Consider the following 13,509-nt stretch of genomic DNA (forward strand, 5'->3'; position numbering starts at 1 on the left):
CGTGATGCAGTTCCTTCTCGCGTCGATCGTCGCCGGGCCGCTCCTCGGCGCCGCCGCGGCCCTCCTCCCGGCCCCGCCGGGGCTCAAGGGGAGCTCACCCGACCAGGCCGTCCTGCGCCACGGCGTCACCGTCACCGGCGTGATCCTGCTCGCCACCCTCGTCCTCGCGGCCGGCTTCGACCACGACCACCCGTCGAGGATGCAGGCCACGACGGACATCAGCTGGATCAGGGCACTGGACGTGCGCGTCCACCTCGGTGTCGACGGCATCTCCCTCCCCCTCCTGGTCCTGACCGCGCTCCTGTGCTTCCTCTGCGCGCTCCACAGCTACTTCAAGCCCCCGGCGGGCCCCGCCCCCAAGGCCTTCGTCGCCCTCCTCCTCGTCCTGGAGTCCGGCACCCTCGCCACCTTCGCCGTCCTCGACCTCGTCCTGTTCTTCCTGGCCTTCGAGACGGTCCTCATCCCGATGTACTTCCTCATCGCCCGCTGGGGCGGGGAGGGCAGGCGCGCCGCCGCCACGAAGTTCGTCCTCTACACGCTCCTCGGCTCCGTCGTCATGCTGCTCGGACTCCTCCTCATCGGTGTGAAGTCGGGCACGTTCGACATGGTGGCACTCGCCACTGACAACGGCCGCGGACTGACCACGTCCGTGCAGGTCACCGCCGTTCTCGCGATCGGGATCGGGCTGGCCGTGAAGACCCCGATGTGGCCGCTGCACAGCTGGCTCCCGGACGCCCACACCGCCGCCCCCACCGTCGGCTCCGTCCTCCTCGCCGGCGTCCTGCTCAAGATGGGCACGTACGGCTTCGTCCGGATCGTCCTGCCGGTCGCGCCCGACGGCATGCGGACCTTCGCCCCGTACCTCGCCGCCTTCGCCGTCGCCGGGATCGTCTACGGCTCGCTCGCCTGCCTCGCCCTCGCGCGCCCCGGCGCCAAGGGCGACCTCAAGCGCCTCATCGCGTACTCCTCCGTCGGCCACATGGGCTTCGTGCTCCTCGGCATCGCCACCATGACCCCCACCGGGGTCAACGGCGCCCTCTTCGCCAACGTCGCCCACGGCCTCGTCACCGGACTGCTCTTCTTCCTGGCCGGCGCGGTCAAGGACCGGTACGGCACCGCCGACCTCGACACCCTCGCCGGCGCCACCGGGGCCGCCCTCTACGGCCGCGCCCCCCGCCTCGGCGCCCTCCTCGCCTTCGCCGCCGTCGCCTCCCTCGGCCTGCCCGGCCTCGCCGGCTTCTGGGGCGAGATGCTGGCCCTCTTCGGCGCCTTCGACCCGGCCGAGGGCCTCAGCCGCCCCGCCTTCCTCACCTTCACGGCGATCGGCGCCTTCGGCACCCTGCTCACCGCCGCGTACCTCCTGATCGTCGTCCGCCGCGTCTGCATGGGCGGCCCCCGGCCCGCCGGGGAGACCCCGATCCCCGACGTCCAGGGGTACGAGTTCGCCGCCTGGACCCCGCTCGTCGCCCTCACCGTCCTCGCCGGACTCTGGCCCGCCGTCCTCCTCGGCCTCACCGACCCGGCCGTCCAGAAGCTCCTCGCCGGAGGCACCCAGTGACGTCGCAGCTCGTCCAGTCCGTCGACTGGCTCACGATCGCGCCCCCCGTCCTCACGGCCGCGGTCGCCCTCGCCGTCCTCGTCGCCGACCTCTTCGTCCCGCCGGAGCGCAACCGCCTCCTCGGTCGGACCGCGATCGGCGGCCTCACCGCCGCCCTCGCCCTCCTCGTACCGCTGCGGGCCGGCGACCGCTCCACCTTCTGCCTCACCCCCGACACGCGGGTCACGGCGTGCAGCTACACCGCCGACCACTTCACCCTCGTCGTCCAGCTCCTCGTCCTCGGCGGCGCGCTCCTCACCGCGCTGCTCTCCCTGGACGAGACCCGCGAGCGGCTCCCGGCCGGCGAGTACTGGTTCCTGCTGCTCTCCTCGGCCGCCGGAGCCGCCCTGCTGCCCGCCTCCCGGGACCTCGCGACCCTCGTCGTCGCCCTGGAGGTGGCCTCCCTGCCGGCCTTCGCGCTCGTCGGCCTCAAGCGCGGCGACCGCATGTCCGGCGAGGCCGCCCTCAAGTTCTTCCTCTCCTCCGTCACCGCGACCGCCGTCACCCTGCTCGGCGCGAGCTTCGTGTACGCGGCGACCGGCACCCTCCACCTCACGGAGATCGCCCAGCGCCTCGACGACGTCCCCGGGCAGCTCCAGACCCTCGCCGAGGCGGGCGTCGCCCTCACCCTCGTCGGCTTCGCCTTCAAGACGGCCGCCGTCCCCTTCCACTTCTGGGTCCCCGACACCTACGTCGGCGCCCCGCTGCCCGTCGCCGCCTACCTCTCCGTGGTCGGCAAGGCCGTCGGCTTCACCGGCCTGATCCTGGTGACCGTCGTCGCCTTCCCCTCGTACGCGGACGTGTGGGGCCCGGCGCTCGCCGTCCTCGCCGCGCTCACCATGACCGCGGGGAACGTCGCCGCCCTGCGCCAGGCCTCCACGCGCGCGTGGAGCGCGGTCCGGCTGCTCGCCTGGTCCTCCGTCGCCCAGGCCGGCTACCTCCTGGTGCCGATCGCGGCCGCCGCGTACTCCAGCGACGACCAGATCGGCGCCACCGTCGCGTACGCCCTGATGTACGCCGTGGTGAACCTCGGCGCCTTCGCGGTCGTCGCGCTCGTCGCGCGCGTGCGCCCCCGGAACCGGATCGAGGACTACCGGGGCCTGTACGCGACGAGCCCCGCCGCCGCCCTCGCGCTCGCCTTCTTCCTCCTGAATCTGGCCGGTTTGCCCCCGGGTATCATCGGCCTCTTCGCCAAGGTGACCGTCTTCTCGGCGGCCGTCGACGCGGGCCTGGGCTGGCTGGCCGTGGTCATGGCGCTCAACGTCGTGATCGCGCTGTACTACTACCTCCGCTGGACGGCCCTGCTCTTCCGCACCCCGGAAGAAGCGCCCGGAGAGGCCCCGGCGGGGGCCCCGGAGGAGACCCGGGAACGATCCCCGGAAGGAACCCGGAAGGGCGCCGCCCCCCGCCGGGCCCCCGTGCCGCTCACCCTGGCGATCGCGCTGACCGCCGCCGCCGGAGCCGTCCTGTCGGGTTACCCGCAGTTCGTCCTCCGCTTCGCGGCGAGCGGCCTCTTCTGATCCCCACCCGAGCAGACCCCAGGAGCAGGACCCCGTGCTGAACGGATTCAAGGACTTCATACTTCGCGGGAACGTCGTCTCGATGGCCATCGGCCTGGCCGTCGGCACGGCGTTCACCTCCGTCGTCACGGGCTTCAGCAAGGCCTTCATCACCCCGCTCATCGGTCTCGCCACCGGCACCGTCGGCAACTTCAACGACGCGACGTTCAGCGTCGGCAGGACCGTCTTCCCCTACGGCCTGGCCATCTCCGCGACCATCGCCTTCGTCATCACCGCCGCGGTGCTCTACTTCCTGATCGTCGTCCCGATGACGGGGATCCAGCACAAGTTCGCCAAGGAGAAGGCGGCCGACCCCAGGACGGAGAAGCGGGACTGCCCCCGCTGCTACACCGAGATCCCGGCCATCGCCTCCCGCTGCGCCCACTGCACCAGCGAGGTCGAGCCCGTCGGCACTCTCCTGGAGAAGGTCGAGGTCCCGGCCCCCCGCTGATCACCCGAACGGCTCATGGACGCCCCGGTACGGCCGGGGGAACCCGAATCTCCCGCCTGGCGTTGACCAGTACGGGAGGGTCCACTGGGGGAGTGGACCACCACGAGGAAAAGGGTCCCCCCGCCGCACCACCTGGAGGGCGTACCGTGCACCGCCGGCACAACGGGCTGAGGACCGCCGTCCTCCTCGGAGGGCTCTCGGCCCTCATCATCGTCATCGGCAGCTTCTTCGGGCGTACGGGACTGATCGTCGCGCTCGTCGTGGCGCTCGGCACCAACGCGTACGCGTACTGGAACAGCGACAAGCTGGCGCTGCGGGCCATGCGCGCCCGCCCGGTCAGCGAGTTCGAGGCGCCCGCGCTCTACCGGATGGTGCGCGAGCTCTCCACGCAGGCGCGTCAGCCCATGCCCCGGCTCTACATCTCGCCGACCCGGGCGCCCAACGCCTTCGCCACCGGCCGCAACCCGCGCAACGCCGCCGTCTGCTGCACCGAGGGCATCCTCGCCCTCCTGGACGAGCGCGAGCTGCGCGGGGTCATCGGCCACGAGCTGAGCCACGTCTACAACCGGGACATCCTCATCTCCTCGGTCGCCGGCGCGCTCGCCTCCGTGATCATGTTCCTGGTGAACTTCGCCTGGCTGATCCCCGTCGGCCGTTCCAACGACGACGACGGTCCCGGCCTCCTCGGCTACCTCATGATCCTGATCCTGGGCCCGATCGCCGCCTCGGTCATCCAGCTCGCCATCTCCCGCTCCCGCGAGTACGAGGCCGACGCCTCCGGCGCCCAGCTCACCGGCGACCCGCTCGCCCTGGCGGGCGCCCTGCGGAAGCTGGAGGCGGGCACCAAGCAGCTCCCGCTGCCGCCCGAGCCCCGGATCGAGACCGCGAGCCACATGATGATCGCGAACCCGTTCCGGCCCGGCCAGGGCCTCTCCAAGATGTTCTCCACCCACCCGCCGATGGCCGAACGCATCGCCCGGCTCGAACAGATGGCAGGTCGACGCCCGTGAAGACGATCCTGAACGTCATTTGGCTGATCCTGTGCGGATTCTGGATGTTCCTCGGCTACATGCTCGCGGGACTCCTGCTCTGCATCACGATCATCGGCATCCCCTTCGGACTCGCCGCCTTCCGCATCGGGATCTACGCCCTCTGGCCCTTCGGCAAGACGGTCGTCGACCGCCGCGACGCGGGCGCGCCCTCCTGCGTGGGCAACGTCCTGTGGCTGATCCTCGCCGGCTGGTGGCTGGCGCTCGGCCACATCACCACCGGCATCGCCCTCTGCATCACGATCATCGGCATCCCGCTCGGCATCGCGAACTTCAAGCTGATCCCGGTCTCGCTGCTGCCCCTCGGCAAGGAGATCGTCCCCACGGACCGCGCCACGGGCGTCCACGTCCCCCAGGGCTACTGAGAACTACGGGATCCCGGTCTCCCGCAGGGTGATGTTGAGCCGCCCCCGCAACCCGAGACCGGGCTCGGCGGTCCCGGGAAACACCCGCGGCACCCCGTGGTGCGCCCACCGCGAGGGCCCGCCGAAGACGAACAGGTCCCCGGAGACCAGCTCGACGTCCTGATGGGGCCGCCCCCGCCCCTCCGCGTTCCCGAACCGGAACACGCACCGGTCCCCGAGGCTCAGCGACACCACCGGCGCACCGGAACGCTCCTCCCGGTCCTGGTGCATCCCCATCCGCGCCCCGGGCGCGTAGAAGTTCACCAGCGCGGTGTCGGGCGCGAAGCCGCCGTGGTCCCCGTAAGCCTCGGCGACGGCCTCCCGCCCGAGCGAGACGAGCCACCCCGGCAGCGGAGCGCCCACGGCGTCGAGATACCGATACGGCACCCACTGCCGCCCCAGACACAGCGACCGCACCGACATGACGCCCCCGCCCGGCAGCACGGTCCGCCGGTACGGGAAGGGCCCGCGCCCCCACTCCCGGCAGGCGTCCACCAACTCCCGCTGCCGCGGAAAAGAGAGCCACGCGGGCACGTGCACGGCCCCGGGCGCCACGACGACCCGCTCCCGCGGAAAGAGCCCCTCACTCACACCAGGACCCCCTCCAGGCCCAGCAGCCGCTCCTTGCGCTCCACCCCCGCCGCGTACCCGCGCAGGGCCCCGTCGGCCCCGATCACCCGGTGGCAGGGCCGCACCACGAGCAGCGGATTGCGCCCGATCGCGGTCCCCACGGCCCGCACCCCGGCCCCGGCCGCACCGACCCGCCGGGCGATCTCCCCGTACGAGACGGTGGAGCCGTACGGCACCTCGTCGAGCGCCCGCCAGACCCGTCGCTGGAACTCCGTCCCGGCGCGGTCGTCACAGGACAGCTCGAACCGCTCCCGCTCCCCGGCGAAGTACTCCCGCAACTGCCCGGCGACCTCCTCGAAGGCCCCGGGCGCACACGCCCACCCGTCCTCGACCACGACGGCCCCCTTCTGCCCCGGCAGGGACAGCGAGCGCAACACGACACGACCCCCCGGCACGAGCCGCCCGACGAGCAGCATCTCGCCCAGGGGGCCGTCGACGTACGCGTACACGGTCATGACTGCTTCCTCTCCCGCACGGGCCTTCCACGCCCCAGTGTGCGGGCCCGCCGACGAGGAGACCGGCGGGATTCGGACACGACCTTCGGCGAGGGACTAGCGGTAGTTCACGAACTGGATCGCGAAGTCGAAGTCCTTGCCCTTGAGGAGCGCCTGCACGGCCTGGAGGTCGTCCCGGCTCTTCGAGCTGACCCGCAGCTCGTCGCCCTGCACCTGGGCCTTGACGCCCTTGGGGCCCTCGTCGCGGATGGTCTTCGCGACCTTCTTGGCGTTCTCCTGGGAGATGCCCTCGGTGACCGAGGCGAAGAGCTTGTACTCCTTGCCGGAGAGCTGCGGCTCACCCTCGACGTCCAGCGACTTGAGCGAGATCCCCCGCTTGATCAGCTTGGACTGGAAGATGTCGAGGATCGCGTTGACCCGCTCCTCGCCGTTCGCCTGCATGAGGACCTTCTCGCCCGACCAGGCGATCGAGGCGTTGGTCCCCTTGAAGTCGTAGCGCTGCGAGATCTCCTTGACGGCCTGGTTGAGGGCGTTGTCGACCTCCTGCCGATCGACCTTGGAGACGATGTCGAAACTGGAGTCGGCCATGACTCGTGGCTCCTTGCTCGGGTGCTGTGGATACAGCGCAAAGCCTAGGGGGCGAGTCACGGCCCGAACCGCTGATCAAACCGGTGGCGGACCACCCCCGGGGATCGGGTATTGTTTACGTCGTTGCCACGGAACACCGCAGAAGAGCGGCTCCGGAGCAGCGATCTCATGGCGATGTGCCCGAGTGGCCAATGGGAGCGGACTGTAAATCCGTCGGCTTAGCCTACCCAGGTTCGAATCCTGGCGTCGCCACGCGATGGTGAAGGTCCCCGGTATCCGTACCGGGGACCTTCTCTCGTTGTACGGGCCGCCCGGGCGGCCCCGGGTCAGTTTCCGGCCACCGACTTCACCGCCACCGAGACCGGTGTCGAGCCCGAGGTCAGTTCCAGGGTGAGGCCGGCCGTCGCCGGGGTCTCCAGGAGTTCCGCCAGGACCGCCGCCACGTCGTCGCGGGGAACCGGGCCCCGGCCCGTGCGGGCCTCCAGGCGGACCAGGCCCGTGCCCGCGTCGTCCGTGAGGGAGCCCGGGCGCAGGATCGTCCAGTCCAGGGCCGTACGGGAGCGGATCGCGTCGTCGGCCGCGCCCTTGGCCCGCAGATACGTGTCGAAGATCTCCTCGCCCGGGTGCGACGCGTCCGCGCCCATCGAGGAGACGACGACGTACCGCCGCACCCCCGCCCGTTCCGCCGCGTCCGCGAGGAGCACCGCCGCCCCCCGGTCCACCGTGTCCTTGCGGTCCGCGCCGCTGCCCGGGCCCGCGCCCGCGGCGAAGACCACCGCGTCGGCGCCCCGCAGGGCGTCGGCCACCATGTGGGACGACGCCGTCTCCAGGTCCAGGACCACGGGCTCGGCACCCGCCTCCCGCAGGTCCGCCGCCTGTTCCGGCCGGCGGATGATCCCCACCGGCTCGTGTCCGCCCGCCGAGAGCAGCCTCTCCAGGCGCAGGGCGATCTGTCCGTGTCCTCCAGCGATGACGATGCGCATACTCACGACCGTACGACGGGACCGGCCCGAGGGCCCCCCGATCCGGGCGGCCGCCTCGTCCGCGCCTGCCGCGGCAGGTCGAGCGCCGCCGCCGGGTCGCAGTACTCCCGCACCGCGCTCGTCCGCGCCACCACCCGCCCCCGGTGCACCACGATCCGGCTGTACGCCAGGGACAGCACGCCCGCGAGCCGCTCCCCCCGCACGGCGAGCAGCTCCGCCGGGAAGCCCGCCTCCACCCGCACCTCCGGGAGGCCCATCACCGCGCGCGCCTCCGCGCTCGCCGCCCCGTACGCCTCCTCCGGCGCGAGCCCGCCCTGCGAGACGAGCAGGTACGCCGCCTCCAGCGGGTCCCCGCGTCCCACCGGGTTCGCCGCGTCCCGCAGCGCCCCGCTCCCGGCCGCCACCCGCACCCCCGCCGACCGCAGCAGCCGCACCGGCGCCACGCCCCGCGACCCCGCGTCCCGGCAACCGCCCTGCGGCAGGCACACCACCCCCACACCGGTCGCCGCCAGCCGCTCCGCCGCCCGCCCCGCCACGGCGGAGGGCAGCCGGCCGAGCCCCGCGCACGGGCCGATCGTCACCCCGGTGCCCAGGCCCTCCGCCATCGCCGCCAGGCGCGCCAGCCACGCCGGATCGTCACCCTCCGTGTGCAGGTCCACCGGTACGCCGTGCTCCGCCGCCACCTCCAGGACCGCCTCCGCGTGCCCGGCCGGATCGGGGTCCAGGTCCGGGCGCCCGCCGACCGCGACCGCGCCCCTCCGCACCGCGTCCCGCAGCAGCGCGCGGCCCTCCGCGCCCGCCGCCCCGGTCAGCAGCCGGGGCACGGCGACGGGCAGCAGCTCGCCCAGGCCGTGCAGCGAACGCCGGGCCCGGAGCACCTCCTCCAGCGGCCCGAGGCCCCGGCCGTCGTCGATCCGCACGTGCGCGCGCAGCGCGGTCGCGCCGTGCCCGAGCTGGAGCAGCGCGGCCTCCGTGGCCCGGCGCCGCACCTCCTCCCCGTCGTACGGGACGGGTTCGGGACCGGGGCGGTCGGCGGAGAACGCGGTGTCGGCGTGCGCGTGGGGCTCGGCGGGAGCGGGCAGCAGCAGATACCCCGTGAGGTCCACCCGGGCCCCCGCGCCCGCGGGCGCGAGACTGCCCGCCGTACCGACCGCCTCGATCCGGTCGCCCACGAGCCGTACGTCCACGGTCCGCCCGTCGGCGAGCCGCGCGTGCGAGAGCAGGAGCGAGGTCGGGCCGGCGCCGGCCGCGGCCCCGTCCCCGGGCGGCGGGGGCTGCTTGCTGTCGGCTGGCATCCGGCTCCTCAACGCTCCTCGGGATCGGAAGGGGATCCGGATCACACGGCGTGCGGCCGAGCCTAGGGGCGCCCGTGGTGACCTGCGGGGAGGGGCGCGACGGGCGTACCGATGAGAGCACGTGTGGCGTACGTGACGCCTGGTGGGAAAGGCCGGGTCGGCCCCGGGAAACGGATTTGGGAGATGGGCCGGAGACCGTGTAATGTCTTCCTCGCTCGCCCCAATAGCTCAGTCGGTAGAGCGTCTCCATGGTAAGGAGAAGGTCTACGGTTCGATTCCGTATTGGGGCTCTGGTGAGAAGGACCCGCCTTCGGGCGGGATCCGGATCATCAAAGCGGTGTAGCTCAGTCGGTAGAGCAAGCGGCTCATAATCGCTGTGTCACCGGTTCAAGTCCGGTCACCGCTACACACGGTAGCCGATTGCGGGGTCGGTCCTTCGATCGGCTACCCTTTTATGCGTTCATCCGTCCAACCGTCCGTCCAAGGAGCACTCACGTGGCTGCCACCGACGTCCGCCCGAAGATCACGCTGGCCTGCGTGGAGTGCAAGGAGCGGAACTACATCACCAAGAAGAACCGGCGTAACAACCCGGACCGTCTTGAGATGAAGAAGCACTGCCCCCGCTGCAACTCGCACACCGCGCACCGCGAGACGCGCTAATCAGGCTCGTACACGAGGCCGCCCCCGTTCCGGGGGCGGCCTCGTGTCGTTTGTCGGCAACAGATCCAGGAGGTATCGAGTCCATGGCGCTCGACCAGTCCTTCGTGGGCCGGACCTATCCGCCCACCCCGCCCTACGAGGTCGGCCGCGAGAAGATCCGCGAGTTCGCGGAGGCGATCGGGGACGCCAACCCCGCGTACACCGACGCCGAGGCGGCCAAGGCGCTCGGCCACCCCGACGTGCTCGCCCCGCCCACCTTCGTGTTCGCCATCACGTTCAAGGCGGCCGGACAGGTCGTCGAGGACCCGCAGCTCGGCCTCGACTACAGCCGGGTCGTCCACGGCGACCAGAAGTTCGTCTACACCCGTCCCGTACGGGCCGGGGACCGGCTCTCGGTCACCTCCACCATCGAGGCGATCAAGTCCCTCGCCGGCAACGACATCCTGGACATCCGCGGCGAGGTCCACGACGAGACCGGCGAGCACGTCGTCACCGCCTGGACCAAGCTCGTCTCCCGAGCGCCCGAGGAGGCCTGACCATGACCGCGAAGATCGCCTACGACGAGGTCGAGGTCGGCACCGAGCTGCCCGCGCAGTCCTTCCCCGTGACCCGCGCCACCCTCGTCCGGTACGCCGGTGCCTCCGGGGACTTCAACCCCATCCACTGGAACGAGAGGTTCGCGGTCGGCGTCGGCCTGCCCGACGTCATCGCCCACGGCATGTTCACCATGGCCGAGGCGATCCGCGTCGTCACCGACTGGGCCGGCGACCCCGCCGCCGTCGTCGAGTACGGCGTCCGCTTCACCAAGCCCGTCGTCGTCCCCGATAACGACACCGGCGCCCTGATCGAGGTCGCCGCCAAGGTCGCCGCCAAGCTGGACGACGGCCTGGTACGCGTGGACCTCACCGCCACCAGCGCGGGGCAGAAGGTGCTCGGGATGAGCCGGGCCGTGGTGCGGCTCGCCTGACGGACGTCGGACTACGGCTTGCTTTTTCGCTCGCGAAAAAGCAAGCCGTAACCTTGGCCCCGTGCAGCTCCTCAACGACGCCCCCCTCGCCCCCCTCACCACCTTCCGCCTCGGCGGCCCCGCCTCCCGGCTCGTGACCGCCGCCACCGACGACGAGGTGATCGCGGCCGTCCGCGAGGCCGACGACGCCGGGACGCCGCTGCTGATCGTCGGCGGCGGGTCCAACCTGGTCATCGGGGACAAGGGCTTCGACGGCACCGCGCTGCGGATCGCCACCACCGGCTTCTCCCTCGACGGGACCCGCCTGGAGCTGGCCGCCGGAGAGGTCTGGACGGACGCCGTCGCGCGGACCGTCGAGGCCGGGCTCGCCGGGATCGAGTGCCTGGCCGGCATCCCCGGCTCGGCCGGGGCCACCCCGATCCAGAACGTCGGCGCGTACGGGCAGGACGTCTCCGCCACCGTCACCGAGGTCGTCGCGTACGACCGGACCACCCGCGAGACGATCACGCTGACCAACGCCGAGTGCGCCTTCTCGTACCGGCACAGCCGCTTCAAGGAGCGCCCCGAGCGGTACGTCGTGCTGCGCGTCCGCTTCGATCTGGAGGACGCCGACGGGCTCTCCGCGCCGATCAAGTACGCCGAGACCGCCCGCGCCCTCGGCGTCGAGGCCGGCGACCGCGTCCCGCTCGCCGCCGCCCGCGAGACCGTCCTGAAGCTGCGCGCCGGGAAGGGCATGGTCCTGGACCCGGAGGACCACGACACCTGGTCCGCGGGCTCCTTCTTCACCAACCCGATCCTCACGGCCGGGCAGTACGAGGCCTTCCTCGCGCGCGTGGCCGAGCGCCTCGGCCCCGACGTCGCCCCGCCCGCCTTCCCCGCCGGCGACGACGCCGTGAAGACCTCGGCGGCCTGGCTGATCGACCGGGCCGGCTTCACCAAGGGGTACGGCTCCGGGCCCGCCCGGATCTCCACCAAGCACACGCTCGCCCTCACCAACCGGGGCGGGGCGACCACCGAGGACCTGCTCGCCCTCGCCCGCGAGGTCGTCGCCGGGGTCAGGGACGCCTTCGGGATCACCCTCGTCAACGAGCCCGTCACCGTCGGCGTGGAGATCTAGTACGGCCGGTACGGCTAGTACGCGACGCCCACGCCCTGCTTGACCGTCGCCGGGTCGTCGATCATCGCCAGCATCGCGTGGGCCACGTCCGCGCGTGCCAGGAAGCGGCCCCGGGGCGGGGTACCGGCGACGGCCGTGCGGTAGCGGCCGGTGCCCGGCCCGTCCGTCAGCCGGGGCGGTCGCACGGCCGTCCAGTCGGCGTCGCTCGCGGCGAGGTCGGCCTCCATGGCCCGCAGATCGGCGTGGACGTCCTCGAGGACCGCGCCCACGAGCGCGAGGGCCGCCCGGTCCACGAGCGCCCGACCGGCCGGGACCGGGCCCAGCGGAGCCGCGCCGACCACCAGGAGACGGCGCACCTTCTCGGCCTCCATCGCCGTGAGCACCGAGCGGGTCAGCCGGGTCGCCACGCCCGCGTCCGCCCTGCTCCTGGCGCCGAGGCCCGAGAGCACCGCGTCCCGGCCCGCGATCGCCACGCGCAGCTCCCCGGGGTCGGACAGGTCCTCGGCCCGCCGGACCACGAGCCGCGTACCGGACGCCGCGAGCCGCGCCGGGTTCCGCACCACCGCCGTCACCTCGTGGCCCGCGGCCAGCGCCTGGCGGACGATCTCCCGGCCGACGCCGCCGGTCGCGCCGAAGACGGTGAGCCTCATGCCGTGCCTCCCCCGACGGGGCCCGCCGACGGACCGGTCAGGCCGCGATCCAGTCGTCGATGCCCGCGAGCAGCTTCTCGCGTACCCCCTCCGGCGCCGCGGAACCCCGCACCGACTGCCGGGCCAGCTCCGCCAGTTCCGGGTCCGTGAAGCCGTGGTGCCGGCGGGCGATCTCGTACTGCGCCGCGAGCCGCGAGCCGAAGAGCAGCGGGTCGTCCGCGCCGAGCGCCATCGGCACCCCCGCGTCGAAGAGGGTCCGCAGCGGTACGTCCTCGTGCCTCTCGTACACCCCGAGGGCCACGTTCGACGCCGGGCAGACCTCGCAGGTCACCCCGCGCTCCGCCAGCTTCCGCAGCAGCCGGGGGTCCTCCGCCGCCCGCACCCCGTGGCCGATCCGGGCGGCCCGCAGGTCGTCCAGGCAGTCCCGCACCGACGCCGGGCCCGTCAGTTCGCCGCCGTGCGGGGCCGCCAGGAGGCCGCCGTCCCGGGCGATGGCGAAGGCCCGGTCGAAGTCCCGGGCCATGCCCCGGCGCTCGTCGTTGGAGAGCCCGAAGCCCACCACGCCCCGGTCCGCGAACCGCACCGCGAGCCGGGCCAGGGTGCGCGCCTCCAGGGGGTGCTTCATCCGGTTCGCCGCCACCAGGACCCGCATCCCGAGCCCGGTGTCCCGGGACGCCGACTCGACCGCGTCCAGGATGATCTCCAGGGCCGGGATGAGCCCGCCGAGGTGCGGGGCGTACGAGGTGGGGTCGACCTGGATCTCCAGCCACCCCGAACCGTCCCTGACGTCCTCCTCGGCGGCCTCGCGCACGAGCCGCTGGATGTCCTCCGGCGCGCGCAGGCAGGAGCGGGCCATGTCGTAGAGCCGCTGGAAGCGGAACCAGCCGCGCTCGTCGGTCGCCCGCAGCTTGGGGGGCGTACCGCTGCTCAGCGCTTCGGGGAGGTGCACGCCGTACTTGTCGGCCAGCTCGATCAGCGTCGTGGGCCGCATCGAACCGGTGAAGTGCAGGTGCAGATGTGCCTTGGGCAACAGGGTGAGGTCGCGGTGAACGTGCTCCATCGGCCGATCCTGCCGTACTCGCGTGGCTGTGGACACCCGCTTTC

General features: G+C 72.7%; 15 protein-coding genes, 3 tRNA genes and 1 pseudogene. 12 read left to right on the top strand and 7 right to left on the bottom strand.

Going from position 1 to position 13,509, the window contains the following annotated elements:
- Positions 1-4: 4 nt before the first annotated feature.
- The 5 genes from ACFY7E_RS01620 to ACFY7E_RS01640 all read left to right on the top strand — a co-directional run bounded on the left by ACFY7E_RS01620 (position 5) and on the right by ACFY7E_RS01640 (position 5,021).
- Complete coding sequence (locus ACFY7E_RS01620; protein WP_389481002.1) at positions 5-1,558, top strand: NuoM family protein; 1,554 nt, start codon at positions 5-7, stop codon at positions 1,556-1,558.
- Positions 1,555-3,117: an NADH-quinone oxidoreductase subunit N gene (locus ACFY7E_RS01625; RefSeq protein WP_389479585.1), complete on the top strand. Its 1,563-nt coding sequence runs from the start codon at positions 1,555-1,557 to the stop codon at positions 3,115-3,117. Before ACFY7E_RS01620 ends, ACFY7E_RS01625 begins: the two co-directional genes overlap by 4 nt.
- A 34-nt stretch (positions 3,118-3,151) precedes the next feature.
- Complete coding sequence (gene mscL, locus ACFY7E_RS01630; RefSeq protein ID WP_389479587.1) at positions 3,152-3,607, top strand: large conductance mechanosensitive channel protein MscL; 456 nt, start codon at positions 3,152-3,154, stop codon at positions 3,605-3,607.
- 146 nt (positions 3,608-3,753) lie between these two features.
- On the top strand, positions 3,754-4,617 hold the full coding sequence (htpX, locus tag ACFY7E_RS01635; protein ID WP_383439633.1) for a zinc metalloprotease HtpX: 864 nt from the start codon (positions 3,754-3,756) through the stop codon (positions 4,615-4,617).
- Positions 4,614-5,021 carry a YccF domain-containing protein gene (locus ACFY7E_RS01640; protein ID WP_389479589.1) on the top strand — a complete coding sequence of 136 codons (408 nt, stop codon included), beginning with the start codon at positions 4,614-4,616 and terminating at the stop codon, positions 5,019-5,021. The genes htpX and ACFY7E_RS01640 overlap by 4 nt, the downstream gene beginning before the upstream one ends.
- A 3-nt stretch (positions 5,022-5,024) precedes the next feature.
- On the opposite strand, the gene ACFY7E_RS01645 is transcribed toward ACFY7E_RS01640, so the two are convergent.
- The 3 genes from ACFY7E_RS01645 to ACFY7E_RS01655 form a co-directional block, all read right to left on the bottom strand.
- On the bottom strand, positions 5,025-5,651 hold the full coding sequence (locus tag ACFY7E_RS01645) for an alpha-ketoglutarate-dependent dioxygenase AlkB family protein (RefSeq protein WP_389479591.1): 627 nt from the start codon (positions 5,649-5,651) through the stop codon (positions 5,025-5,027).
- Positions 5,648-6,145, bottom strand: a complete 498-nt coding sequence (locus ACFY7E_RS01650) for a methylated-DNA--[protein]-cysteine S-methyltransferase (protein WP_389479593.1) — start codon at positions 6,143-6,145, stop codon at positions 5,648-5,650. The genes ACFY7E_RS01645 and ACFY7E_RS01650 overlap by 4 nt, the downstream gene beginning before the upstream one ends.
- Before the next feature lie 96 nt (positions 6,146-6,241).
- Positions 6,242-6,733 carry a YajQ family cyclic di-GMP-binding protein gene (locus ACFY7E_RS01655; protein WP_383439625.1) on the bottom strand — a complete coding sequence of 164 codons (492 nt, stop codon included), beginning with the start codon at positions 6,731-6,733 and terminating at the stop codon, positions 6,242-6,244.
- A 170-nt stretch (positions 6,734-6,903) separates the two neighbouring features.
- Here ACFY7E_RS01655 and ACFY7E_RS01660 point away from each other — a divergent pair.
- A tRNA-Tyr gene (locus tag ACFY7E_RS01660) sits at positions 6,904-6,985 on the top strand.
- Positions 6,986-7,059: 74 nt separating this feature from the next.
- Here ACFY7E_RS01660 and ACFY7E_RS01665 read toward each other — a convergent pair.
- Together ACFY7E_RS01665 and ACFY7E_RS01670 are read right to left on the bottom strand one after the other, a co-directional pair.
- Positions 7,060-7,716: an SDR family oxidoreductase gene (locus ACFY7E_RS01665; RefSeq protein ID WP_389479596.1), complete on the bottom strand. Its 657-nt coding sequence runs from the start codon at positions 7,714-7,716 to the stop codon at positions 7,060-7,062.
- A 2-nt stretch (positions 7,717-7,718) separates the two neighbouring features.
- Positions 7,719-9,011 carry an amidohydrolase family protein gene (locus tag ACFY7E_RS01670; RefSeq protein WP_389479598.1) on the bottom strand — a complete coding sequence of 431 codons (1,293 nt, stop codon included), beginning with the start codon at positions 9,009-9,011 and terminating at the stop codon, positions 7,719-7,721.
- A gap of 217 nt (positions 9,012-9,228) precedes the next feature.
- Between ACFY7E_RS01670 and ACFY7E_RS01675 the strand changes: the two genes are divergently transcribed.
- The 6 genes and pseudogenes from ACFY7E_RS01675 to ACFY7E_RS01700 all read left to right on the top strand — a co-directional run.
- Positions 9,229-9,301 (top strand) — tRNA-Thr (locus ACFY7E_RS01675).
- 43 nt (positions 9,302-9,344) lie between these two features.
- Positions 9,345-9,417: transfer RNA gene (locus ACFY7E_RS01680), tRNA-Met, on the top strand.
- Between the two features lie 89 nt (positions 9,418-9,506).
- Positions 9,507-9,671, top strand: a complete 165-nt coding sequence (gene rpmG / locus ACFY7E_RS01685) for a 50S ribosomal protein L33 (protein WP_003956487.1) — start codon at positions 9,507-9,509, stop codon at positions 9,669-9,671.
- Between the two features lie 83 nt (positions 9,672-9,754).
- Positions 9,755-10,207, top strand: a complete 453-nt coding sequence (locus tag ACFY7E_RS01690; protein WP_389479600.1) for a MaoC family dehydratase N-terminal domain-containing protein — start codon at positions 9,755-9,757, stop codon at positions 10,205-10,207.
- A gap of 2 nt (positions 10,208-10,209) precedes the next feature.
- On the top strand, positions 10,210-10,638 hold the full coding sequence (locus ACFY7E_RS01695) for a MaoC family dehydratase (protein ID WP_389479603.1): 429 nt from the start codon (positions 10,210-10,212) through the stop codon (positions 10,636-10,638).
- Between the two features lie 46 nt (positions 10,639-10,684).
- Positions 10,685-11,755: pseudogene (locus tag ACFY7E_RS01700) on the top strand (UDP-N-acetylmuramate dehydrogenase); the annotation flags it as partial.
- A 14-nt stretch (positions 11,756-11,769) separates the two neighbouring features.
- On the opposite strand, the gene ACFY7E_RS01705 reads toward ACFY7E_RS01700, so the two are convergent.
- Positions 11,770-12,405: an NAD(P)-dependent oxidoreductase gene (locus ACFY7E_RS01705; RefSeq protein WP_389479606.1), complete on the bottom strand. Its 636-nt coding sequence runs from the start codon at positions 12,403-12,405 to the stop codon at positions 11,770-11,772.
- A 37-nt stretch (positions 12,406-12,442) separates the two neighbouring features.
- Positions 12,443-13,465 (bottom strand): adenosine deaminase, encoded by a 1,023-nt coding sequence (locus tag ACFY7E_RS01710; RefSeq protein ID WP_389479608.1) that lies wholly within the window; start codon positions 13,463-13,465, stop codon positions 12,443-12,445.
- Between the last annotated feature and the right edge of the window lie 44 nt (positions 13,466-13,509).

It is taken from the genome of Streptomyces sp. NPDC012825 (assembly GCF_042900925.1).
Taxonomy (GTDB): Bacteria; Actinomycetota; Actinomycetes; order Streptomycetales; family Streptomycetaceae; genus Streptomyces.

Bases quoted from the DNA above. Each gene is read 5' to 3' on its own strand.
- ACFY7E_RS01710 (WP_389479608.1), bottom strand. From the start codon at position 13,465: ATGGAGCACGTTCACCGCGACCTCACCCTGTTGCCCAAGGCACATCTG.
- ACFY7E_RS01665 (WP_389479596.1), bottom strand. From the start codon at position 7,716: ATGCGCATCGTCATCGCTGGAGGACACGGACAGATCGCCCTGCGCCTG.
- ACFY7E_RS01620 (WP_389481002.1), top strand. From the start codon at position 5: ATGCAGTTCCTTCTCGCGTCGATCGTCGCCGGGCCGCTCCTCGGCGCC.
- ACFY7E_RS01650 (WP_389479593.1), bottom strand. From the start codon at position 6,145: ATGACCGTGTACGCGTACGTCGACGGCCCCCTGGGCGAGATGCTGCTC.
- ACFY7E_RS01655 (WP_383439625.1), bottom strand. From the start codon at position 6,733: ATGGCCGACTCCAGTTTCGACATCGTCTCCAAGGTCGATCGGCAGGAG.
- ACFY7E_RS01695 (WP_389479603.1), top strand. From the start codon at position 10,210: ATGACCGCGAAGATCGCCTACGACGAGGTCGAGGTCGGCACCGAGCTG.
- ACFY7E_RS01690 (WP_389479600.1), top strand. From the start codon at position 9,755: ATGGCGCTCGACCAGTCCTTCGTGGGCCGGACCTATCCGCCCACCCCG.
- ACFY7E_RS01705 (WP_389479606.1), bottom strand. From the start codon at position 12,405: ATGAGGCTCACCGTCTTCGGCGCGACCGGCGGCGTCGGCCGGGAGATC.
- ACFY7E_RS01670 (WP_389479598.1), bottom strand. From the start codon at position 9,011: ATGCCAGCCGACAGCAAGCAGCCCCCGCCGCCCGGGGACGGGGCCGCG.